Below are 20890 nucleotides of genomic sequence, written 5' to 3'. Positions count from 1 at the left end.
TTCGCGCGACATAAAATTACAAAAAGGGCGGCTGGAAACGGCCGCCTTTTCTTTGCCGCCGCCTTTGTGTAAAGCGTGGCTCAGCAATTCCCGCAACGACACTACGGGCACAAGCCATGGACAAGTTCACCAAGCTCACCGGCGTCGCAGCGCCTTTGGCAATCGTCAATGTCGATACCGACATGATCATTCCCAAGGACTACCTGAAGACGATCAAGCGCACCGGGCTTGGCAAGGGCCTGTTTGCCGAGATGCGCTTCAACGAGGACGGTTCGGAAAACCCCGATTTCGTGCTCAACAAGCCGGCCTACCGCAACGCCCAGATCCTCGTTGCCGGCGACAATTTCGGCTGCGGCTCGAGCCGCGAGCATGCGCCGTGGGCGCTGCTCGACTTCGGCATTCGTTGCGTGATCTCGACCTCGTTCGCCGACATCTTCTACAACAACTGCTTCAAGAACGGCATCCTGCCGATCACGGTCAGCGCCGAAGACCTCGACAAGCTGATGGACGACGCCTCGCGCGGCGCCAACGCCACCATCTCGGTCGATCTGGAAGCCAAGGAAATCCGTGGCCCGGACGGCGGCGTGGTCAAGTTCGACCTCGACGACTTCAAGCGCCACTGCCTTTTGAACGGCCTCGACGATATCGGCCTGACCATGGAAAAGGCCGGCTCCATCGCCAGCTTCGAGAAGAAGAACGCAGAGTCGCGCCCCTGGGCTTAAATCAGGCCTGAAACCGGACTCGCGCCTGTTCAGGTACCAATAATCTGGAAGCGGTCGACATCGACCATGCCCTTGTCAGTGATCTTCAAATGAGGGATCACCGGCAGCGCGATGAAGGCGAGCTGCAGGAACGGTTCTTCCAGTGTCGAGCCAAGGCCGTAAGCGGCCTGGCGCAGCACCCTTAGCTCGTCACGCACCGTTTCATAGTCGGCAAGGCTCATCAGCCCGGCAATCGGCAGGGCAAGTTCGGCCAGCACCTTGCCGTCGCGCACCACGACGAAGCCGCCCTCGATTTCGCCAAGCCGGTTGGCCGCCGCCGCGATATCCTCATCCGAGGTGCCGACCACGCAGATGTTGTGACTGTCATGGCTGACGGTCGAGGCGATGGCGCCGTGCTTGAGCCCAAAACCGTGCACAAAGCCGGTGGCGATGTTGCCGTTCTTGCCGTGACGCTCGACCACCGCGATCTTGACCACGTCGCGGGCAAGATCGACCTCGACGCCGTGGTTGCCGACGGCAAGGTCGAACTCCCGGCTCTCCGTGATGATCTTGCCGGGGATGATGCCGATGGCGCGCGTCTTGCCGCTGTTGGATGCGGCGCGGAAATCGGTAGCGGCGACGCGGTGCGCCTTGACGCTGTGGCGGCCGACCGGGGCGACCGGTTTGCGCTTGGCAAACAAGGCATCGGAAACGACGCGGCCGGCGGACAGCACCGTTTCGGCGTGGCAGTCAGCCAGCGTGTCGAGAACGACGAGATCGGCCCGCCAGCCGGGCGCGACAAGGCCACGATCCTTCAAGCCGAAGGCGCGCGCGGCGGAAATCGAAGCCGCGCGGTAGATGGCGAGCGGCTCGACGCCGGCGGCGATCGCGGTGCGGATCATGTGATCGAGATGGCCGTGATCGGCGATGTCGAGCGGATTGCGGTCGTCGGTGCAGAGCGCAATGAAGGGTGAATTGCGCTCGGTGATGATCGGCATCAGCGCGGCAAGGTCCTTCGACACCGAGCCTTCGCGCACGAGGATGTGCATGCCCTTGCGCAATTTCTCCAGCGCCTCCTCGGCGGCGGTGGTTTCGTGGTCGGTGCGGATTTCGGCGGCGAGGTAGCCGTTGAGGTCGTAGCCGCGCAAAAGCGGCGCATGGCCGTCGATGTGACGACCCTGGAAGGCCTCGAGCTTGGCCATGCAGACGGGGTCCTTGGCCAGCACGCCCGGAAAATTCATGAACTCGGCAAGGCCGATCACCTTGGGGTGCGGGGCGAGCGGGAGAAGGTCGTCGATGGTGAGTTCGGCGCCGGAGGTCTCGAGATGCGTCGCCGGCACGCAGCTCGACAGCTGGACGCGGATGTCCATCACCGTTTCGACGACGCTGTCGAGGAAGAAGCGGATGCCCTGGAGGCCGAGCACATTGGCGATTTCGTGCGGGTCGCAGATGGCGGTGGTGATGCCGTGCGGCAGGACGCAACGGTCGAACTCATGCGGCGTGACCAGCGAGGATTCGATGTGCAGATGGGTGTCGATGAAGCCCGGCACGACGATCCGGCCGGCGATGTCGATCTCGTTTGCGCCGCTATAGCTGCCGCAGGTGCCGACGATGCGCTCGCCGCAGATGGCGATGTCGCTTTCGACCAGTTCGCCGGTGACGAGATCGAAGAAACGCCCACCCTTCAGCACGAGGTCGGCAGGCTCGCGCCCGACGCCCTGGTCGATCATCCGTTCCAGCAAACTGCTCATGCCTGTCCTGCTCCGCCAAAGGCGCGCGCAAAATTGCGCCCTTCCCTCATCGCCGCAATCGATACCAGAACGGGAGCCGTTGCAAGCCATCAGCCGTGGCTGGCGCATGACTTGGCGGAAGCGTCGGTGCACGGTGGACTTGGGCTGCGGCCTTGCCTAACTTGCCGCGACGCTTGAGACGGAAACGCCGCAACGGGAGAGCTCGCCATGAAATTCTGGAGAACAACGATTGCCGCAGCGCTTGGGCTTGTCGCATTGAGCGCCGCACAGGCGCAGGAGGAGAAGCCGGCGCCGGTGCCGTTTGCTGGCGGGACGCTGACGATCACGCAGACGGAAGAGTACGGCGAAAAGACGCTGTCCTTCGACGGCAAGGAATTGGCCAAGGCCTACTTTGTTTATTTCAACGGCATCGTGAAGGTCGGCGGCACAGATGTCGCGCTGTTCGACACCGGCGATGGCGGCAATGCCTGCGGACCCGCCAAGGTGATGGTTTGGAAGCCGGAAGGGCAGGATGTCCAGCGGGCCAGCATCGGCGAGGACGATTGCGGCGCACCGCCCGCCGGCGTCAGCGACGACGCGATCTATTTCGTGCCGTGGCTTTTGCCCGGCGCGTCCGGCGATGTCAGGAAATGGTCGCCGCAGACTGGCTTTGCGCTGGCCGGCAGGCTGAGCTACACGCCGGACCCCGGCACCGGCTGGGCCGATGTCGATCCGGCGAAATACGACAACATCATCGACGCCTTCCACAACGAAGCGGTTTACGGCGAGGCGAAGAAACTGCTCGGCGACGGGCTGACAGAGATGGCGACCAGCCTGCTGGTTGGCGGCGGTACCGAAAAGACCAAGTCCGGCATCGCCTACGCGCGCGGCTGCATCCCGCATGCCTGCGGTGGCGGCGACGGCTTCATGGCGATCGATACCAAGGGCAAGAAACTCTATTTCGCCCGCCAGACCGACAAGGCCCAGCCGGACGCATGGCCGGCGCTGAAGACATGGCCCGGCGAATTGCGCGAGGCTATGAAGACAGCGCTCGCGCCGCCGCAATAAGCGGGACAGCGATTGGTTGAAGGGACACGCCACATGCGCAAACTGATTTCCACCGGCTCGCCGTTTGAAAAGACCGCCGGCTATTCGCGCACCGTGGTGCAGGGCGACTGGTGCTTCGTCTCCGGCACCACCGGCTACGACTATGCCACCATGACTATGCCCGAGACGGTCGAGGAGCAGACGCGCAACTGCCTTGAGACGATCATCAAGGCTTTGGCCGAGGGCGGCTTCAAGCTCGCCGACGTGGTGCGGGCGCATTACTACATCACCGATGCAAGTTACGTGGATCGCGTCTTTCCGATCCTCGGCGCATATTTCGGCGATATACGGCCGGCTGCAACCATGATCACCTGCGGCCTCAACACGCCGGAAATGAAGATCGAGATCGAAGTGACTGCGCTCAAACGCAGCGCGAGCGGCAAGGCATGAGCGTCCGGCGCATCATCGCCAACATTGCGGCAGTTGACGTTTCGGAAGCGAAACGGTTCTACGGCGACTTACTCGGATTGGACGTGGTGATGGATCACGGCTGGATTGCAACCTATGGCGGTCCAGCGCAAATGAACGTGCAGGTCAGCATCGCCAGCGAAGGCGGTTCAGGGACGCCGGTGCCTGACCTGTCGATCGAGGTCGACGATGTCGACGCCGTGCTGGCGGCAGCCAGGAAGGCAGGAATAGCCGTTGAGTATGGGCCCGCCGACGAGCCGTGGGGCGTGCGCCGCTTCTATGTGCGCGACCCGTTCGGCAAGCTGGTCAATATCCTCTCGCACCGCTGAACGGCTTCCCCTTGCGCAAGGGCAGCTTGCCGTTTAGCAAGGCCCCGGTTCAGTGACTTCTGGTTCAAGCAACTTCCGGGACGGTTCTCCATGACTTCGAAAAATCTCTTCCTGCTTGCCGGCGACGGCATTGGCCCCGAGGCGATGGCCGAGGTCAAGAAACTGATCGCGGCGATGAACGCCAAGCTGGGCAGCGGCTTTGCCACCGACGAGGGCCTCGTCGGCGGCTCGGCCTATGATGCGCATGGTGCGGCGATCTCCGACGCCGACATGGCGAAGGCGCTGGCCGCCGACGCCGTTTTGTTCGGTGCCGTCGGCGGGCCGAAGTGGGACGGCGTGCCCTACGATGTTCGCCCCGAGGCGGGCCTGCTGCGGCTGCGCAAGGATCTTGAGCTGTTCGCCAATCTGCGCCCCGCCATCTGCTACCCGGCGCTCGCCGCTTCCTCGTCGCTGAAGCAGGACGTGGTCGAGGGCCTCGACATCCTGATCGTGCGCGAACTGACCGGCGGCGTCTATTTCGGCGAGCCGAAGCAGATCATCGATCTCGGCAACGGCCAGAAGCGCGCCATCGACACCCAGGTCTACGACACCTTCGAGATCGAGCGCATTTCGGGCGTCGCCTTCGAGCTGGCGCGCACCCGCGCCAACAAGGTCTGCTCGATGGAAAAGAACAACGTCATGAAGTCGGGCGTGCTGTGGAAGGAAGTGGTCGCCCAGACGCACAAGGCGAAATATGCCGACGTCCAGCTCTCGCACATGCTGGCCGACGCCGGCGGCATGCAGCTGGTGCGTTGGCCCAAGCAGTTCGACGTCATCGTCACCGACAACCTGTTCGGCGACATGCTCTCCGACGTGGCGGCGATGCTGACCGGCTCGCTCGGCATGCTGCCTTCGGCATCGCTGGGTGCACCGGATGCCAAGACCGGCAAGCGCAAGGCGCTTTACGAGCCGGTGCATGGCTCCGCTCCGGACATCGCCGGCAAGGGCATCGCCAACCCGATCGCCATGATCGCGTCGTTTGCGATGTGCCTGCGCTATTCCTTCAACATGGTGGCCGAGGCCGACCGTCTGGAGGCGGCGATCGCAGCCGTGCTCGACGACGGCCTGCGCACCGGAGACATCATGTCGGAAGGCAAGACCGAGGTCGGCACCACCGCCATGGGCGACGCCATCATCGCGAAGTTTTTCGCCTAATGCATGTCTCCCGAAAGTGGGAACCGGTTTCGGGATAAAGACATGCATAAAATCAACCGGTTAAAGCGTGCTAAGCTAATCTGAAAGATCGCGGCACGCTTTAAGACCGACCGGACGGATAAATGCGCAAACGCCGGCTGCCATGGCAGCCGGCGTTGACGTTTGAGCGGGGAAATTACGCCAGGTAGGACTTCAGGATCGACGCGCCGATCGTGTATTTCGGGTCGACCATGTTGCCCAGCCGGGCACGCCCAACCTGTGTCAAAAGCATGTAGGCATCGAGTTCGGTGAACTTGTAGTCGGCGGCCATCCAGCGAACCAGCTCGCGATAGGCGATGCGCGCGGCATCTTCCATCGGCCGGCCGGAACCGATGGTCATGATGACCTTTTCATTCTCAAGCCGGACCCACTTGAAGTTCCAGTTCTTGATAAGATCGACCTGCACCGTCGTGACCGTGGGATGCTCGATGGCGACGCCGCAAAGCTCACCGTCGCCCTGGTTCGCATGGCAGTCGCCAAGGTAGAGCAAAGCGCCCGGCGTGTTGACGGGCAGGTAGACCACCGCGCCGGGAGCGACGTCGGGCAGGTCCATGTTGCCGCCGTAATAGTCGGGCTGCAGCGCCGATATGGCCTCGATTTCCGGCGACGTGCCTATGGTGCCGATGAACGGCTCGTAGGGAATGGTGATCTTGTCGTTCCAGGTCACGCCCTTGACGGCGTCGATATGCACCTTCTTGACCCGCTCCGGCAGCGGCGCGTTGAGGATGGCCGTGTCGCCGGTGCCGACGAGGCCGCCGAATTCGGGAATGAGGCAAGTGGTGCCTGAGGGCTGCGGGCCGCGCGGGCGGACTTCCTTGATGTAGACGGCAAGGCAATCGCCCTTTTCGGCGCCGTTGACATAGATCGGGCCGTTCTGCGGGTTCAGGTAAGGGAAGTTGAGGATCTGGCTCGGAATGTCGGATTCGCTTTTGATGGCGCCCTCGAAGGCGTCATGGGTTTCAACCGAAACCTCCGCGCCCGGATCGACCCGAAGCACCGGCTCGACATAGGGTCCGTAGACATAGTGATACTTGCCTTGATCGGCCTCCGTCATGCTGTGGGTGCTGTTGACCTTTCCCTTGGCCACGCCGCGCTTGGCCATGATCGAATTCTGAAGCCAGGACATCCGGTACTCTCCTTGTTGATCTTAGCCGGCTATACGGCCAAGTGCTTTCTGATGGTGTCGCGGTCCTCAAGCTCCTGCGGGGTCACGTGCGCGACGATGCGCCCCTTGTCCATGACGTAGCAGCGCTGGGCGAGAGCCTTGATCATGTCGAGGTTCTGCTCGACGAACATGATCGTCATGCCGCTTTCCTGGTTCAGCTGCTTGATGATGCGGCCGATGTCCTGGACGATGGACGGCTGGATGCCTTCGGACGGTTCATCGAGCAGCAAAAGCTGCGGCGAGCCGACCAGCACCCGCCCGATGGCGAGCTGCTGCTGCTGGCCGCCCGACATGGTTCCGGCTTGCTGGCTGGCCCTTTCCTTCAGGATCGGGAACAGGCTGTAGATGCGCTCGTAGACATCGGCCGGGATGCGATCGCGCATGGATTCGCCGACCTGGAGGTTTTCCTTTACCGACATGCGTGGAAACACGTCGCGGCCTTGCGGGACATAGCCTATGCCGAGCCGCGCCCGGCGAAACGGCGTCAAACCGGTCAGTTCGGTCGAGCCGAACCGTATCGTTCCGGCCATGCTCTCGACGAGGCCGATCAGGGTCTTCATCAAGGTCGATTTGCCGACCCCGTTGCGCCCGATGACGGCGACGATCTCGCCCCTGGAGACGCTGAGGTCGATGCCTTGCAGCACGGGCTTGCCGCCATAGCCGGCCCGAAGCCCTTTGATGTCGAGCAAGGTGTCAGTCATGGCTCTGCCCCAGATAGATGGCGGCAACCCGCTCGTCGGCAACAATCTCGTCGATGGTGCCTTCGGCGAAGATGCGGCCGAAATGCAGCACGGAAACGCGGTCCGCCACCTGGCGCACGAAGGCCATGTCGTGCTCGACGGCGAGCACCGTCATGCCCTCGGCGTTGAGCTGCTTGACGATCTCGCCGGTCATGAAGGTTTCTTCCGGCGACATGCCTGCGGTCGGTTCGTCAAGCAGGAGAAGCTTCGGCTTCAGCGAGATGGCCATGCCGATCTCGAGCCATTGCTTCAGGCCGTGGCTGAGGTTGCCGGCCAGCTGGTCGGCGACGTCCTTGAGCTGCAGGAACTCCAGCAGCCTTTCGACTTCGGCATCGAGGTCGAAGGATGCCAGCCGGTGCTGCAGGGCGATCTGCAGGTTCTGCTGCGCGCTGAGCGCCCCGAAGATGCCCGGCACCTGGAACTTGACGCTCATGCCCTGGTTTATGCGCTGAAACGGCTTCAGCCGGGTTATGTCCTTGCCGTCGAAAACGATGGTTCCGCTCGACGGCTGGTGCTCGCCCAGCAACAGGCGGAAGAAGGTGCTCTTGCCGGCCCCATTGGGGCCGATGAGGCAATGGATCTTGCCCGGCTCGAGCTGGAAGCTGACATCGGCGGTGACGTGCAGGCCGCCGAAGTGCTTGTTGAGATTGTGGGTCTGCAGCATGGCCATGGCTACTTGCCCCCGTTCTTGCGGCCAAACAGGGAGCCGAGCAGGATGCCGGCATTGGCGATCAGGCCCTTGGGAGCCATGAGCACGGTGCAGACCAGAAGCAGGCCCATCACTACCAGCGCATACTGGCTGCCGTAGATGGTCAGCGCCTGGAAGGCGGAGAGCACGACCAGCGTGCCGATCAGCGTGGCGGTGAGGTCGGATCTGCCGCCGACGGCGACCCAGATGATGGGCAGCGCGGCAGCCGTGATGCCCATCGATGACGGCGTGATGTACTGGCCCCAGCTTGTGTAGAGCACGCCGCTGAGGCCCGCGAGGGCGGCGCCGATGACGAAGCCGCCAAGCTGGTATTTTCGGATGTCGTAGCCGAGCATCTCGGCCCGTTGCGGGTTTTCGCGCAGCGCCACGAGGATGTTGCCGAACTTGGAATTCACCAGGATGCGCAGGCCGAGATAGACGACCACCAGAAGGCCGAGCACGAGATAATAAAGCCCGATGTCCGGATAGAGCACGATCTCCCCGCCGAACCAGGGCAAGGTCAGTGGCGGCATGCCGCTCATGCCGTTGAAGCCGTTGAGGCGCGCCGAGCCGACCGTCCATTCCGGGCCGGCGGTCTGGGCCATGAAGCGCTCGAGCGCCAGCGTCACCGACAGCGTGACGATGCCGAGGAAGATGCCGCTGATGCGCCCGAAGAACAGGAAGTAGCCGAGAATGGCGGCGAACAGGGCGGCGATGGCGATGGCGGCGAAGACCGAGATGATGCCGAAGCCGTAGGCGGTGCCGAAATTGATCGTGAGGATGCCGTAGCTGTAGCCGGCGACGCCGAAGAAGGCCGTCTGGCCGAACGACAGCGAGCCGCCATAGCCCCAGATCAGGCTGAGGCCGAGCGCCATGAAGGTCCAGTTGAGGAAGTAGATGTTGTTGCCGACATCGTAGCCGTCGGCAAACAGCGGATAGGCAAGCGCTACCGCCAGCACGACCACGAAGGCGGTCCAGAACACGCGCCCCTTGCCCATGGTCTGCGGCCCTTCCAGCCGCTTGAAGATCCGTGACAATGTCATTGTTGCTTAGGCCCGATCTTTCAGGATGAAGCCCGTCACGCCTTTCGGCAGCAGGCGGATGACGAGGATGACGGCAAGGAGCAGGCCGATCTGGCCGGCGAGTTGTCCCTGCCAGGAAGTGAGGGAGGCCTTCACCACCGCAAGCAGCGCGGCGGCGGGCGCGGTGCCGAGGAATACGTCTGCGCCGCCGACGACGACCGTGACGAAGGCTTCCATGATGAAGGTGGTGCCCATGGTCGGGATCATCGTCATGGTCGGCGCGTAGATGCCGCCGGTGAGGCCGGCAAGGGCAGCGCCGATGCCGAAGGTGAAAGCGTAGACGCGGTTGGTGTCGACACCGAGCGCATTGGCCATGTGGGGCGCCTGGATGGTGGCGCGCGCCAGGACACCGAAGCGCGTCTTGTTGAAGACGAGATAGAGCAGCACCAGCACCGCCAGCGCCGTCGCCATCAGCACGAGGCGATAATAGGAAAACGACAGCGCGCCGACCATGAAGCTGCCGAGCGGGGTTCCGACGCCGCGCATGGTCGGCCCGAAAAGGATCAGCGTGCCTTGCGAGGCGATGAGGCTGACGCCCCATGTCGCGAGGATGGAATCGAGCGGACGTGAATAGAGCCTGCGCACCACGAGGCGCTCGATGATCATGCCGACGAGGCCGGCGAAAAGGCTGCCGCAGATGATCGCCAGCGGCAAGGGCAGGCCCCAGTTGACCGCGAACACGGTCATGTAGGCGCCGCACATGATGAATTCGCCATGCGCAAGGTTGATGACGCCCATCATGCCGAAAATGACGGCGAGGCCGCAGGCGGAAAGGACCAGAAACGCGAACGCGTCGCCGAATTGATAGGCCGACGACACGATTGTTGTCACAAAATCCATAAGGCGCTCCGATCGGGCAAACAGGCAGGCGTGCAGGCGGGCGCGACGGATCGCGCCCGCCCCAATTCGTGGTGGTTACTGCTTAGGCGGAGGATTGGACGGCGTGTACTGCGCGTCCGGATCGGCCTTGGTCAGATCGCAGCCCGCATCGCCCAGCCAGTAAGGCTTGATGTTGTCCCAGACCTTCGGGAAGTCGATCGAATGGTCCTTGTTGACATGGGCGAGATAGATCGTGTGCGACATGTGCTGGCTCTTCGGATCGAGGCAGACATTGCCGGACGGACCGTCGAAGCAGACGTCGCCCTCAGCGATCACCTTGCGCAGGTCGTCGCGCTTGGTGGAGCCGTTGGCGCGCTCGACCATCTGCTTGTAGAGGTTGATGCCGATGTAGGAGTTCGCCGCTTCCTGGTTCACGTAGGGCTCGTTCGGATACTTGGCGTGGAACTTCTCCAGGAACGCCTTGCTGGCAGGCGTGTCGACTTCCTCGATGTAGTTGGTGGTCACATACATGTCGGCAAGCGACGGCGGGGTGAAGCGCTTGTGCTCGTAGCCCTGGCCGACATTGACCGAGGACGCCATCGGCAGGCCGAGATTGGCCGACGCTGCCTGCTCGTAATAGGAAGCCTGTGCGGCGCCGACGAGCAGGGTGACGACAAATCCGGGCTTGGCGGTCTGGATGTTCTGGATCGTCTGCGAGAACTGCGAGACGCCGAGCGGGATGAACTCCTCGCCCACCATTTCACCGCCGTTTTCCTTGACGATGTTGCGCACCCATTCAGCCGAGATCTGGCCGAAATTGTAGTCGGCGGCGATGGTGTAGACCTTGTTGCCGTACTTCTCCATCATCCACGGGATGAGCGTCGAGAACTGCTGCTCGGGCACCGCGCCGGTGACGATCATGTTGGCGTCGCAGACGCCGCCTTCATACTGGTTGTTGTAGAAGGCCAGCCCGTCGAACTGGTTGACGATCGGGCGGTAGGCTTCGCGCGATGCCGACGAGAAGCCGGCGAACACCACGTCGACCTTGTCGCGCTGGAGCACGCGGCGCATGAACTCCTGGTAGCGGTTGTTGTCGGACTGGGTATCGTAGACGACCAGTTCGATCTGGCGCCCGGCAATGCCGCCGGCCTTGTTGATCTCCTCGGTGGCCAGTTCGATGGCGTGGACCTTGCCGATCGTCGCGGCGGCAAAGTCGCCCGACTGGTCTTCAAGCACGCCGATCTTGATCGGATCGGCGGCAAAGGCCGTGCCAGACAAGGCGAAGGCGCACGCCAGTGTGCCTGCCTGTAACAATCTTACAGTCATTTCGATTCTCCTCCGGTTAGTGTTTTTTGGCGTAGGTCCTGTTTGTCCCGATGGGTGTTTGGGGTTCATCCAATTCGGGACCGTTGGCCTGGATGAACGTTTCGCAGAAATCCTCGAGGCTCTGGCGCGAACGCATGCTTTCGCGGCGCAGCTGGTCGTAGGCTGCGGCGTAGTCGGAGCCGGTGCGCCGCATCACGATGAGTACAGCCTGCACGAGGCTCTTTCGCATCAGCCGCCGCCGCTCGTGCTCGTCGACCCGGTCGGCAAGGTAGCGGCGGCGGCGGAATTCGTTGATGCCGACGAAAAGCGCCGAATAGACTGCGGCCCGGTGGACGGGTTTGCGCAAGGTGGCGGTGGCTCCAAGCTGCATCAGCGAGCGCAGCCGGCTCGGCGCTTCGACACCGATGATGCCGATGACCGGCAGGCACCGGCTCGGCTCCAGCGCGCCGGTCTCGACGGCGACGTTGAGATCCGAATCGATGAACAGCACATCCTTGTCGCCCGGATCCATCTGCAGCTTGCCGTCGCCGATCTCGGCCATGCCGAAGGCAATGCCGAGCTTGGTCAGCATGTCCTGAAGCTGCTCGACCGCGCCCGGCTGCTCGGTGGCGATGGTGGCGCGGTAGCCGATGAAGTTCTGGATGATGCGCGGTTCGCTCATTTGACCGCCCTCAGCTTCGGTAAGCTGTTGCGGATCGCATAGCGGGGCGTGGTCTTTACCAGATAGGGGTCGGGCTGGACGGGATGGTCGGCCTGCCACAGGATTTCGAACTGGCCGGCCGAATTCGACTTGCCGATGCGCGGGGTCAGGAAAGCGTGGTTGGTCGGCCCGTCAATCTTGACGGTTCCCTGCGGCGCATCGATCGTCAGGCTGGGAAGCGCCTTGCGCACCGCCTCGACATCGTCGGAGCCCGCGGCGGCAATTGCCGCGACAAGCATCTTTACCGCGACATAGGAAGCTTCCGCATCCGCCGAGGCCGCGGAGCTGTCCGGCCACCGCTCGCGGTAGGCTGCCGTAAAGCGCCGGTTGGCGGACGTCTCGATGGAAGAGAAATAAACACTGGACGAGATGTGGCCGTCCATGGCCTGCGGCCCGATTTCTCCCAGCTCAGGCTCGGAGAGGCTGCAACTCACCACCGGCATTTCCAAAGGTTGGTCGATGCCGCGTTGCCTGCAGGCGGCGCGGAAGCCCTGGAAGAAGTGGTAGGCGCTTGTTCCGATCAGCGTGTTGAAGATGAAGTCCGGCTTTGCCTCGAGGATCGCGGCAATGGTTTTCGACAGGTCGGTATCGCCGACCGCGGTGTAGCGTTCGGCCACCACCGTTCCGCCGGCAGCGGAGAGGGCCTCGCGCAGGATGCGGTTGTTTTCCCACGCCCAGATGTAGTTCGAGCCGATGCAGTAGGCGCGCTTGCCCATGTTGGCGAGCAGGAACTCGATCAGCGGGATGATGTGCTGGTTGGGCGCAGCGCCGGTGTAGACGACGTTCGAGGAGCTTTCGAAGCCCTCGTAGTGCGAAGGATACCACAGCAGCGCGTCGTATTTCTCGAAAAGCGGAATGACGTCCTTGCGGCTGGACGAGGTGTAGCAGCCGACGACGTGGCGCACGCCGTGTTCGGTGAGCAGGCCCAGGCTGGAATTGGCATATTGCTCGAACGAGCCGGCCGGATCGGCAACGATGGGCACGATTGCAAACGGAATGTCCGAGGATGCCCGGATTTCATCGAATGCGAGCATCGCGCCGTTGTACATGGAGCGCGATACCGCCCCATAAGGTCCGCTTTGCGAAAACAGCACGCCGATCTGGTATTGCGCTTTTGCCATGACCTCCCTCAAAGCAAAAAGGTGCCCGACAGTTGGCACTGTGGGCACTCTTGCCATCAATATGTCATGCAAATTTTGCGCCGCTCGGGCTCATCTGCCCAGCGCACGACAATAGTTGAATGGAAAGGTACGGCTTGTCAACCTCGGGTGAAATTTAATTCAAAGACGGCCGGTTCAGCCCGGCCAACAAGCTTAATTAGCCGGCTATAAATGCGCTTGGCGCCTGTTCGAGAACAGGCGCCAAGGTCGATGCGGAGACGCACGTTGCGCCTTAAGGAAGGCCGACAAGCAGCGTCATGTCGCTTGTTTCCGCGCGCGCACCTGCCTTGGGCACGCCGAGCAGGGAATAACCCTCGACCTCATAGGAATAGGCGAAGGCGCCCTCTATCGGCTGCACGAGCGTAATCGTCTTCGGCGTGTTGTCGCCGGGGCGGAACAGCACCTCATCCTGATCCGCCATCTCGCCCTTGCCGCGCACCCGCACCCGGACCGCCGCCAGGCCGGCGCCGGCAATGTCGGGATTGGCGAGCTCGACCTTGATGATGCGCGTTTCTCCCACGCCGTCGCTGACGATGATCGTCTTGCCGGGCGAGACTTCTGCTTGCGGTGTTTCGAAAACGGTCCCGTCGCTGCGGATCGCGCTGACCGAATACGTCACGCCCTTGGGCGCGACATCCAGCGTGGGAATGGCGATGCTGCGCTTGCGCGACTGGCTGCTTTCCTCCGGGCCGTAGACCACGCGCTCGCGCCGCTCGTAACCGCGCGCCGGGTCCGAGTAGATGATGTCCACGCTCGCCTCGATGATCTGGGAAGGATCGAGCAGCGAGATCACCGGAATGCGCAGCGTGTTCTGGAACGGTCCGTGGATGACGAGCGAAGTCGCTTCCGTGGTGATCTCCCCCGTTTCGACCCAGTCCGTCTGGTAGCGCACGTTGTCGGTCAGGAAGTAGGTCACCCGATGCCGGAACCCATGCTTGGCTCCTTCCGGGAAGCGCAGCTTCCAGCGTTTCGAGGCATCGCCGGGCTTGAAGTTGAACGACCTCTCGGCCCGCATGCCGACAGCAGGATCGTCGTAGAGCAGATCGACCTGCACCTGTTGCACCGGGTCGGCAACGTCGCTTGCGACAGTGACTTCGACGTCCAGCCTGTCGACTGCATCGAACGGATTGACCTGCGGCGCCTGCCCCGTCTCTACGATCCAGTCCGACGAGAAATGCGGCTCGTTGCCTTCCCACTCGCTGTCGGCGGCGAAGTGGACATCCATCTTGTAGCGGTAGCGCAAGTCGAGATCGTCATTGAGGAAAGTCCGGAATGACTTTGGCGTCTTGTCCTGCGGCGTGAACGTGACGCCGCCCACCTGCTCGGGCTGCACGCCCGCAGGACGGACGCCCGGATACTCGATGTTGATGGTGACGAGATCGATCTTGTCCCGCTCGAGATCCGCCGCGATCTGGAACTTCGCGTTGATGTGCTTGAAGAAGTCGTCATCGAGCGAAACGCGCTTGATGGCGCGGGAAAGATCGAGACCGTTGACCATCGTCGAGAACAGGCCCTGCGGCGCGGCGGTGCGGGCCACGGCGGCCTGCATCGAATATTCGAAGCTGCGCGTCTTCAGTTCTTCCTGATGGTACATCTTGAGTGAGAACCCGACCTGCAGGCCGAACTGCGCGCCGTTGCCGGCGGGCTTGGCCGCGCCGTCCGCCTGCGGTGCGGCGGCAGCCGTCGCCGCCTTGTTGCGATCGGCGGTGGTCTGGGTGCCGGAATCGAGCGTTGTCGGCGGCGCGGTCGGCGTCGGCGCAAGCGTGGTCGGCGCACCCATGGTCGGCTTGGACGGGCCTTGCTGGCCTTCCGTCAACGGACCGAGCAGCGATTGCAGCGCGCCGAGAAGGTTAGCCGACTGGCCCTGCTTCATGAAGCTGGGCGGTTCGAGCGACGACTTGAAGAAATCGCGCAGCAGTTCGGTCTTGAACCAGTCGAAGGCCGCATCGGCCTGCTTGCGGAAATTCTCGTCGTCGGTGAAGTTGACGACCTCGACCTTGATCGAGCCGTCCTCGCGCAGCTTCTGCCAGGCAAGGCCGATGTCGACGGCGGCCGAGATCGGCCCGACGCCGCCCTTGATGCCGAACTGCATTTCAAGATGGTCGTAGATGCGCTTGTAGTCGGCGGTGATCTTGACGTTGAAGGCCGGGCGCATGCCCAGATATTCGAGATCGTAGATCACCCCGATCGGACTGATGCCGGACTTCAGCGCGGCCTCCATCAGGAGCGCGCCTTCATGGTCCAGCATGACGCCGAAGGTGGCGCGGTTGTCGCTGAGCAGCGAAGGCTTGCTGGTGCCGTACACCTCTTCGAAGAAGCTGACGCCCTTGGGCGCGTCTCCCGTTGCCCCGGGGGCTTCGGCGGTGTCCTTGGTGATCGAGAGCCTGACAGTCCCGCTGCGGTACTGGAGGGGGGCCAGGTTGACGGTGCCCTCGGCGAACCGTCCGAGCAGCCGCCGCGCCTCGTCGAGCTGGTTCTTGTCGACCGAGAGGTCGACGGTGAAGGCGAGGAAGCCGCCGCCCAGTTGCTCCTTGGCGTCCGCCGACAGGTTGGGATTGTCGGTGATGTCGCGCTGGTAAACCAGGAACACGAACTCCGGCACGGTGCCGTTCATGGCCAGCCGGGGCCGCTCGCAGGCGTAGTAGAAAAGGTTCGGGTCGGCATGGTCGCGGAAGATTGTCAGGCCCGCGATCGAGCCGACTGGGGAATCGAGATAAAGCATTGTCGTGCCTCCCTCAGATGATTGCCGTGTCCGGCGTGAAGTACCAATAGATCCACTTGCGCAGATCCGCGTCGGAGATCGATTCCAGCGTCGACGAGACGTTCTCGTAGCGGCGCGGTGGATTGTTCGCGGTGCCGCCGTCCACGCCCGACGGGAGGGACCCGGCATATTGCGGGTTCTTGAAGAACAGCCGCCCGCCTTCGTGGCGCAGGGCCAGTACCGCATGCGCCCCATATTTCGATCCGGGAGGTGGCGGCCCCTGCGGTGGGATGCCCCAATAGGTGGCGACCAGCACCTGCTGCTGTTTGGCCGGAATGGCCGCGAACAAGCCGTCGGCAATGCTGTTCTGGATCGATACGGTGGTCGAGGAGTTGGTCGGTGCCACCGCCGAACCGGTGAAGGTCACCGCGAACAGGGCTTCCAGCAGCCGCTTGGTCTGGTCCGGGAACAGGCCGTTCTCGTGGACATACTTGAACATCGCCTTGGCGCTGGCCTCGTTGCCGGTGTCGGCTGGGAAGTTTCCGGCATGGGCGTATTTGATGGCCGAGGCCTGGAACGCCAGTTCGGCATAGTTGCGGGCGTAAAAGCCGGTGGAGGCAGGCGCGTCGGGTTGCGAATAGCGCGCGATCTGCAACACGCCGCGCGGAAGCGCGACGATGGTGCCGTTGGCAAGTTCGACCTTGCCTTCCGAGCTCAGCCAACCGACCTGCAAGCGGACATATTCGGCCGGGTTGACGGTGATCAGCATGGTCTGGATCGAAGTCGGAACGCAGGTTCCGGCAGCACCCTGGTTCACCCGTCCGTTCGGGTCGAGCACCTCGTGCAGCACGTCCGCCACCAGTTCGTCGCGGGTCATCACGACGAGGTCGGGGTGGATATGGACGTTCAGCAGGTCGAGCAGCAGCGTAAGAAGCGTCTTGCCGCCCTTCAGCGCCATCTTATTCAGGATCGGGGTCAGAACGCCGCTGCCGGTCACTGCCTGCCGCGACAGCAGGACGGGGATGTCCTTGCGGATTCGGCTGGAAAGCAGCCACAGCCGCAGCACGCCGCCGCGTTCCGGCACCGCAAGGCGCTTGAACTCGGGGTGCGCAAAGACGGTGGCCAGCGACATCCGGTTGGCATCGTTTTCCGGCAACTGGTTCCAGATGGTGGTGAGGATGGTGCCCCACAGGTTGGGCAGGAAGGGGATGCCGCCCATCGCCTGCACCGCCGCGGTATCGGGCACCACGCGCGAGGCTGGCGTGGCGGAGATCGCCAGTATGCCGATATGCGGCGCCGCCATTGCCGAAGCGCGGTCGATGACGCCGCTGTCGTCCGGTGGCGGCAGCGTGACCCTTTGACCGCCGAGAACATGGTCCGGGGGCCATATCTCCGCCTTCGATCCGCCCGGCGGCGTTACGCTGACGCGGTAATAGAGGTTGCGCGAGAACGTGCTGGTCGGCGGCGAGTTAAGCGTCTTCAGGCTCTCCTCGACATAGGCCGCCCAAAGCGCCTTCGGCATCACCCAGGTAGCCCGGTTGGCGTTGAGCGTGATGCGCTCGGCAGGCACATTGACGGTCATCGTGCCGCCGCCGTCCTTGGCCATCGTGCCATTGATGCCGATAGCGCTGCAGTAGTAGCGCAGCAGGTCCGGATAGGTCGATGGATGGAGCAGCGCCTGCGGGTCCCAGGCCAGTTCCACCACGGCCTCGCCGTTCTCGTTGCTGTTGATCTCGAACACCGGCGGATCGCCGCCGCCCGGCCAGTTCGCGATGAAAGGGTGAATTCTTACCCAACCCATGTCAGCCTCCTGTCGGATCCGCCGGAATGCCCCGGCAAGCGGTCGGGCGGCGAAAGGCGCGCGCCCAGATAAGCGATTGCGGCGACGACGCATCCGTCGCGCACGTCGCCTTCGACGGCGCGGCCGATGGAGCCGGCGCGCCCGGCCTTGTGGCCGCACAAAAGGTCGTGCAGTGCGCAGGCATAGCCGGCATCGCCGCCATGCCCGGCTATCCAGCGCGCCAGGCGCTGGCGCTTGGCGTGGTCGTCGATCGCCCATGACCAGCGGGTGGAGCCGAGGCGCCAGCCACGTTCAGGTGCCGCAACGTCGACCGACAGGCTCCACGGCCCGGCGGTGTGTGCGAGGTCGAAGCCATGCACCGCGTCCAGCGATCGGGCAGCGGCGTTCCAGTTGTCCTGCCCGATGAGCGGAGCAACCAGGGCCTGGACATCGACGTGGCGGTCGATCTGCCAGCCGACCCGCACGCAGTCCGTGCCTTCCCGGCCGACCGAATAGATGCGGCCGAACGATCCGAGCGACCGGTGCCACCGGTCGAAACAGCCAAGGGCCGCCTCTCCATGCGCGGATGCCATCGTCCTCGCTTGGTCAAGCGCCGCCTCGCCACGCCCCCGGTAAAGCCGGCGCTCGAGCGACAGCGACTGCCCGCCGGGGCCGACGCTGGTCCCGACCCAATGCTGGTGCCCGGCATCGATGCCGCACAGGACATGCGCTTCCCACAGCCGCGGCCCGGGTGCGGCAAGGGCGATCAGCCCGCTCGCGCCGCCGTCGATGCACATGCGCCCGCCACCCGACTGGACGGCGGCAACGCCGAGCTTTTCGCACGCGGCCTCCGCCTGCGTCCCGAGGCCCGCCAGGAGCGCGCTTAGCCAAAGCACATCCACGCGGCTGCCCTTTTCCACCTCGCGCGCCATCATGTCGGCGGCACCGTGGAAATGACCGGAAAGCTGTCGCGCGAGCTGATCGGTCCGAGCTTGCGGTCGAAGCCGCTCGCCATCTTGTAGGTCGCGGTATAGACGTAGTCGCGCAGCGCCGGATTGCGCAGGCTGAGTTCCAGCCCGCCGGCCTCGCCCGGCTGGGTGAAGACGATTTCCTTGGCCGCCCGGTAGTCGTTGGCGGCGTCCTCGTAGAGAAGTGCAACGCTGATCCGCTCGACGCCGTTCTGGGCAAGGGAAGGCCCGATCAGCTGCGGACGGATGTCCCATTTGCGCGCCGTCTTCTCGCCGATCAGCAGCGAGGGAGCTTCCGTTTCCACCCAGTCGGTTTCGAGGACCGTGCCGTCGGTCTTCAACAGGATGAAGTTGTAGCGGTAGCGGGCGCGAGCGCCCGGCGCGCGCCGGAACTGCCATTCATGCGCGTCGTTGACGTTCTGAGCCGCTATGACCAGCGTATCGCTTTCGAAGATGTCGTTAGCCGGATCGGAATGTTCGAGGTTGACGATCGCCTGCTGGAAGTTCTGCTGGTCGGTGACCATCAGCTTGATGCGGACGAGGTTCTCGCGCGGGTCGTTCAGCATGATGAGCGTGCTGGCGGGCCGCTCGGGCTGCGAGATCGTGCCGCCCGCATGGGGAAACTGCGCCTGGTAGACAGCGTCCTTCGGCGCGCCCTTGCGGACGCGGAATTCCGCCGTCCACGACGGATGTTCAGCATCCAGAACCTTGGAGCGGTCGTACTGCCAGCCCGTGTCGGGGTCGGTGTAGTTCAGGCGCACGACGACCTGCGGGAAGATGTCCGACTTCAAAAGCGACGAGCGCTGGAACTCGTAGGAACGCTGTTCGATGAGGTTCGACGGATTGATGGTCACGGCGACGTCGCTGCCGATTGCCTCGATCCACTCGGAGGTCATAAGGACGTCGGAGCCGACCGTGGCATCCGGCCCGAAAGCCACCGTGTAGCGGTAATGGAAGCTTGTGCCGAGCGCGGGGTCGAACCAGTTGCGCACCGAGCCCTTGCGGTTCCTGTCATCCAGGACGACGCTGAAGGTGCGCGCGTTGGGTGCCGGCCGGCCGTCGATCAGGCCGCCATAGACGACATCGACGACGATATGCGCAATCGCATCGTCGCCGAACCTGGCGACGGCGATGATGCCGAGTTCGGCGATCTTCCAGATTTCGGCCTTGTCGTCGACGACGGTGACGACCTGGTCCTTGGTCAGGCCGAGGTCTTCCCAGAAGACGCTCAGGTGCCCTTGCGGCGCGATCATGCGTTCGACGGCGCGATAGGTGGTGAAGTCGGCCTCGAAGCTGCGCAGCTGGTCGACATGCAGCTCGCGCTTGGAGCCGCCGAACTGCATCGGCAGGCCGGTGTCGCGCACGCCTGCGATGAGCGAGACGATGGCGCCGGGCGTGTCCTTGTCGAGCAATTCCTTCGGGTTGATCTTCGGTTCGAAGAACTTCTCGTAGACGAATTGCGTCAGCTGCTTGCGCACTTCAGCGTATTCGCCTTCCATGCCTTCGTCGCCAACGCCCTCGATCGAGCCGGTGATCTTGATCACCTTTTTCTCGACCAGCTTCTCGACGATCTTTTCGACTTCGTCGTTCCAGAACAGGAAGCGGTCCTGCTCGTAGTCGCGGATGTAGTCGTAGACGATCGACCAGTCGGCCTCGACCTTGACGTTGTAGGCGCGCTGCATCGCCACATAGTTCAGCTCGTAGACGACGCCGGCGGGAATGAAGCCGTCGAACGAACCGAGGATGAAGCGCGTTCCCTTGGCGGTCAGCTCGACGCTGAACATCGCCCTATTCTCGCCGTAGAGCGAGGGAACGCCCGACGACTCGATGAAGCTGACCCATTCGCTGACCGGAATGTCTTCCTCCGGCGGCGGCGGGTCGCCCGGCAAGGCGCTCTTGCGGTCGAGGAAGCTCAGCCTCACCTTGCCGGAGCGATATTGCAGCGGCGACAGTCGCGGCAGCTCGTCGAGGTCCATGTCCTGCTTGATCTTCGCCGCGACCTTCTTGAGCCGCTCGGGCTCCCAGTCGAGCACCGTGTCGAAGATCAGGAAGCCTGCAGCGACCTCGTCGTCGGTCGCATCGAGGTTCTGGAGTATCTCCTTGTAGATGAGCAGGCGCACCGCAGGCCGCCCCTGCTCGTCCACCGCGATGCGCGGCCGGTTGGGGTAGTACCAGTACTGGCGCGGATCGCTGTAGTCGCGCCCGACGACAACGCCCTCGATTTCGAAGAATGGCGGAGCAAGGTACAGCACG

General features: G+C 63.4%; 18 protein-coding genes. 5 read left to right on the top strand and 13 right to left on the bottom strand.

Annotation, left to right across the window (positions count from 1 at the left end):
• The first annotated feature begins 116 nt into the window (after positions 1-116).
• A complete protein-coding gene (gene leuD, locus ASD50_RS09255; protein WP_056239468.1) occupies positions 117-722 on the top strand; it encodes a 3-isopropylmalate dehydratase small subunit in 606 nt (201 codons plus the stop codon).
• A 29-nt stretch (positions 723-751) separates the two neighbouring features.
• On the opposite strand, the gene ade is transcribed toward leuD, so the two are convergent.
• Positions 752-2452 (bottom strand): adenine deaminase, encoded by a 1701-nt coding sequence (gene ade, locus ASD50_RS09250; RefSeq protein WP_056239465.1) that lies wholly within the window; start codon positions 2450-2452, stop codon positions 752-754.
• 207 nt (positions 2453-2659) lie between these two features.
• On the opposite strand from ade, the gene ASD50_RS09245 reads away from it, so the two are divergent.
• The 4 genes from ASD50_RS09245 to leuB all read left to right on the top strand — a co-directional run bounded on the left by ASD50_RS09245 (position 2660) and on the right by leuB (position 5469).
• Positions 2660-3499 (top strand): hypothetical protein, encoded by an 840-nt coding sequence (locus ASD50_RS09245; protein ID WP_156464991.1) that lies wholly within the window; start codon positions 2660-2662, stop codon positions 3497-3499.
• Between the two features lie 33 nt (positions 3500-3532).
• Entirely contained in the window at positions 3533-3928 is a 396-nt protein-coding gene (locus tag ASD50_RS09240; RefSeq protein ID WP_056239463.1) for a RidA family protein, read from the top strand.
• On the top strand, positions 3925-4275 hold the full coding sequence (locus ASD50_RS09235; RefSeq protein WP_056239459.1) for a VOC family protein: 351 nt from the start codon (positions 3925-3927) through the stop codon (positions 4273-4275). Before ASD50_RS09240 ends, ASD50_RS09235 begins: the two co-directional genes overlap by 4 nt.
• A 90-nt stretch (positions 4276-4365) precedes the next feature.
• Positions 4366-5469, top strand: a complete 1104-nt coding sequence (leuB, locus tag ASD50_RS09230) for a 3-isopropylmalate dehydrogenase (RefSeq protein ID WP_056239456.1) — start codon at positions 4366-4368, stop codon at positions 5467-5469.
• A gap of 175 nt (positions 5470-5644) precedes the next feature.
• Here the strand turns inward: leuB and ASD50_RS09225 are convergent, their stop codons facing one another.
• The 12 genes from ASD50_RS09225 to ASD50_RS09170 all read right to left on the bottom strand — a co-directional run bounded on the left by ASD50_RS09225 (position 5645) and on the right by ASD50_RS09170 (position 20889).
• Positions 5645-6634, bottom strand: coding sequence for an acetamidase/formamidase family protein (locus ASD50_RS09225; RefSeq protein ID WP_056239452.1), 990 nt, complete (start codon positions 6632-6634; stop codon positions 5645-5647).
• A 29-nt stretch (positions 6635-6663) separates the two neighbouring features.
• Positions 6664-7374: an urea ABC transporter ATP-binding subunit UrtE gene (urtE, locus tag ASD50_RS09220; protein ID WP_056239450.1), complete on the bottom strand. Its 711-nt coding sequence runs from the start codon at positions 7372-7374 to the stop codon at positions 6664-6666.
• A complete protein-coding gene (locus ASD50_RS09215; RefSeq protein WP_056239448.1) occupies positions 7367-8083 on the bottom strand; it encodes an ABC transporter ATP-binding protein in 717 nt (238 codons plus the stop codon). Before ASD50_RS09215 ends, urtE begins: the two co-directional genes overlap by 8 nt.
• Before the next feature lie 2 nt (positions 8084-8085).
• Positions 8086-9144 carry a branched-chain amino acid ABC transporter permease gene (locus tag ASD50_RS09210; RefSeq protein ID WP_056239444.1) on the bottom strand — a complete coding sequence of 353 codons (1059 nt, stop codon included), beginning with the start codon at positions 9142-9144 and terminating at the stop codon, positions 8086-8088.
• 6 nt (positions 9145-9150) lie between these two features.
• The gene (locus ASD50_RS09205) at positions 9151-10023 is read right to left on the bottom strand and encodes an ABC transporter permease subunit (protein ID WP_056239441.1); all 873 of its coding nucleotides are present in this window, start codon (positions 10021-10023) and stop codon (positions 9151-9153) included.
• Between the two features lie 75 nt (positions 10024-10098).
• The gene (locus ASD50_RS09200; protein ID WP_056239438.1) at positions 10099-11328 is read right to left on the bottom strand and encodes an urea ABC transporter substrate-binding protein; all 1230 of its coding nucleotides are present in this window, start codon (positions 11326-11328) and stop codon (positions 10099-10101) included.
• A 16-nt stretch (positions 11329-11344) separates the two neighbouring features.
• Complete coding sequence (locus tag ASD50_RS09195; RefSeq protein WP_056239435.1) at positions 11345-11989, bottom strand: ANTAR domain-containing response regulator; 645 nt, start codon at positions 11987-11989, stop codon at positions 11345-11347.
• Positions 11986-13149 (bottom strand): transporter substrate-binding domain-containing protein, encoded by a 1164-nt coding sequence (locus ASD50_RS09190; protein ID WP_056239433.1) that lies wholly within the window; start codon positions 13147-13149, stop codon positions 11986-11988. Before ASD50_RS09190 ends, ASD50_RS09195 begins: the two co-directional genes overlap by 4 nt.
• A 271-nt stretch (positions 13150-13420) precedes the next feature.
• On the bottom strand, positions 13421-15910 hold the full coding sequence (locus ASD50_RS09185; RefSeq protein ID WP_056239431.1) for a hypothetical protein: 2490 nt from the start codon (positions 15908-15910) through the stop codon (positions 13421-13423).
• Between the two features lie 13 nt (positions 15911-15923).
• Positions 15924-17690, bottom strand: coding sequence for a hypothetical protein (locus ASD50_RS09180; RefSeq protein ID WP_056239426.1), 1767 nt, complete (start codon positions 17688-17690; stop codon positions 15924-15926).
• Positions 17678-18604, bottom strand: a complete 927-nt coding sequence (locus ASD50_RS09175) for a hypothetical protein (protein ID WP_156464990.1) — start codon at positions 18602-18604, stop codon at positions 17678-17680. The genes ASD50_RS09180 and ASD50_RS09175 overlap by 13 nt, the downstream gene beginning before the upstream one ends.
• Positions 18601-20889, bottom strand: coding sequence for a hypothetical protein (locus ASD50_RS09170; protein WP_056239412.1), 2289 nt, complete (start codon positions 20887-20889; stop codon positions 18601-18603). The genes ASD50_RS09175 and ASD50_RS09170 overlap by 4 nt, the downstream gene beginning before the upstream one ends.
• Position 20890: the final 1 nt, after the last annotated feature.

Source organism: Mesorhizobium sp. Root552 (genome assembly GCF_001427285.1).
Taxonomy (GTDB): domain Bacteria; phylum Pseudomonadota; class Alphaproteobacteria; order Rhizobiales; family Rhizobiaceae; genus Mesorhizobium.
The sequence above is the reverse complement of the archived record's forward strand: the minus strand, read 5'-3'. Positions and strand labels throughout refer to the sequence as shown.

Coding starts and splice junctions, on each gene's coding strand:
- ASD50_RS09235 (WP_056239459.1), top strand. CDS start 3,925: ATGAGCGTCCGGCGCATCATCGCCAACATTGCGGCAGTTGACGTTTCG.
- urtE (WP_056239450.1), bottom strand. CDS start 7,374: ATGACTGACACCTTGCTCGACATCAAAGGGCTTCGGGCCGGCTATGGC.
- ASD50_RS09200 (WP_056239438.1), bottom strand. CDS start 11,328: ATGACTGTAAGATTGTTACAGGCAGGCACACTGGCGTGCGCCTTCGCC.
- ASD50_RS09175 (WP_156464990.1), bottom strand. CDS start 18,604: ATGATGGCGCGCGAGGTGGAAAAGGGCAGCCGCGTGGATGTGCTTTGG.
- ASD50_RS09215 (WP_056239448.1), bottom strand. CDS start 8,083: ATGGCCATGCTGCAGACCCACAATCTCAACAAGCACTTCGGCGGCCTG.
- ASD50_RS09205 (WP_056239441.1), bottom strand. CDS start 10,023: ATGGATTTTGTGACAACAATCGTGTCGTCGGCCTATCAATTCGGCGAC.
- leuD (WP_056239468.1), top strand. CDS start 117: ATGGACAAGTTCACCAAGCTCACCGGCGTCGCAGCGCCTTTGGCAATC.
- ASD50_RS09190 (WP_056239433.1), bottom strand. CDS start 13,149: ATGGCAAAAGCGCAATACCAGATCGGCGTGCTGTTTTCGCAAAGCGGA.
- ASD50_RS09195 (WP_056239435.1), bottom strand. CDS start 11,989: ATGAGCGAACCGCGCATCATCCAGAACTTCATCGGCTACCGCGCCACC.
- ASD50_RS09240 (WP_056239463.1), top strand. CDS start 3,533: ATGCGCAAACTGATTTCCACCGGCTCGCCGTTTGAAAAGACCGCCGGC.
- ade (WP_056239465.1), bottom strand. CDS start 2,452: ATGAGCAGTTTGCTGGAACGGATGATCGACCAGGGCGTCGGGCGCGAG.
- ASD50_RS09245 (WP_156464991.1), top strand. CDS start 2,660: ATGAAATTCTGGAGAACAACGATTGCCGCAGCGCTTGGGCTTGTCGCA.
- leuB (WP_056239456.1), top strand. CDS start 4,366: ATGACTTCGAAAAATCTCTTCCTGCTTGCCGGCGACGGCATTGGCCCC.
- ASD50_RS09225 (WP_056239452.1), bottom strand. CDS start 6,634: ATGTCCTGGCTTCAGAATTCGATCATGGCCAAGCGCGGCGTGGCCAAG.
- ASD50_RS09185 (WP_056239431.1), bottom strand. CDS start 15,910: ATGCTTTATCTCGATTCCCCAGTCGGCTCGATCGCGGGCCTGACAATC.
- ASD50_RS09180 (WP_056239426.1), bottom strand. CDS start 17,690: ATGGGTTGGGTAAGAATTCACCCTTTCATCGCGAACTGGCCGGGCGGC.
- ASD50_RS09210 (WP_056239444.1), bottom strand. CDS start 9,144: ATGACATTGTCACGGATCTTCAAGCGGCTGGAAGGGCCGCAGACCATG.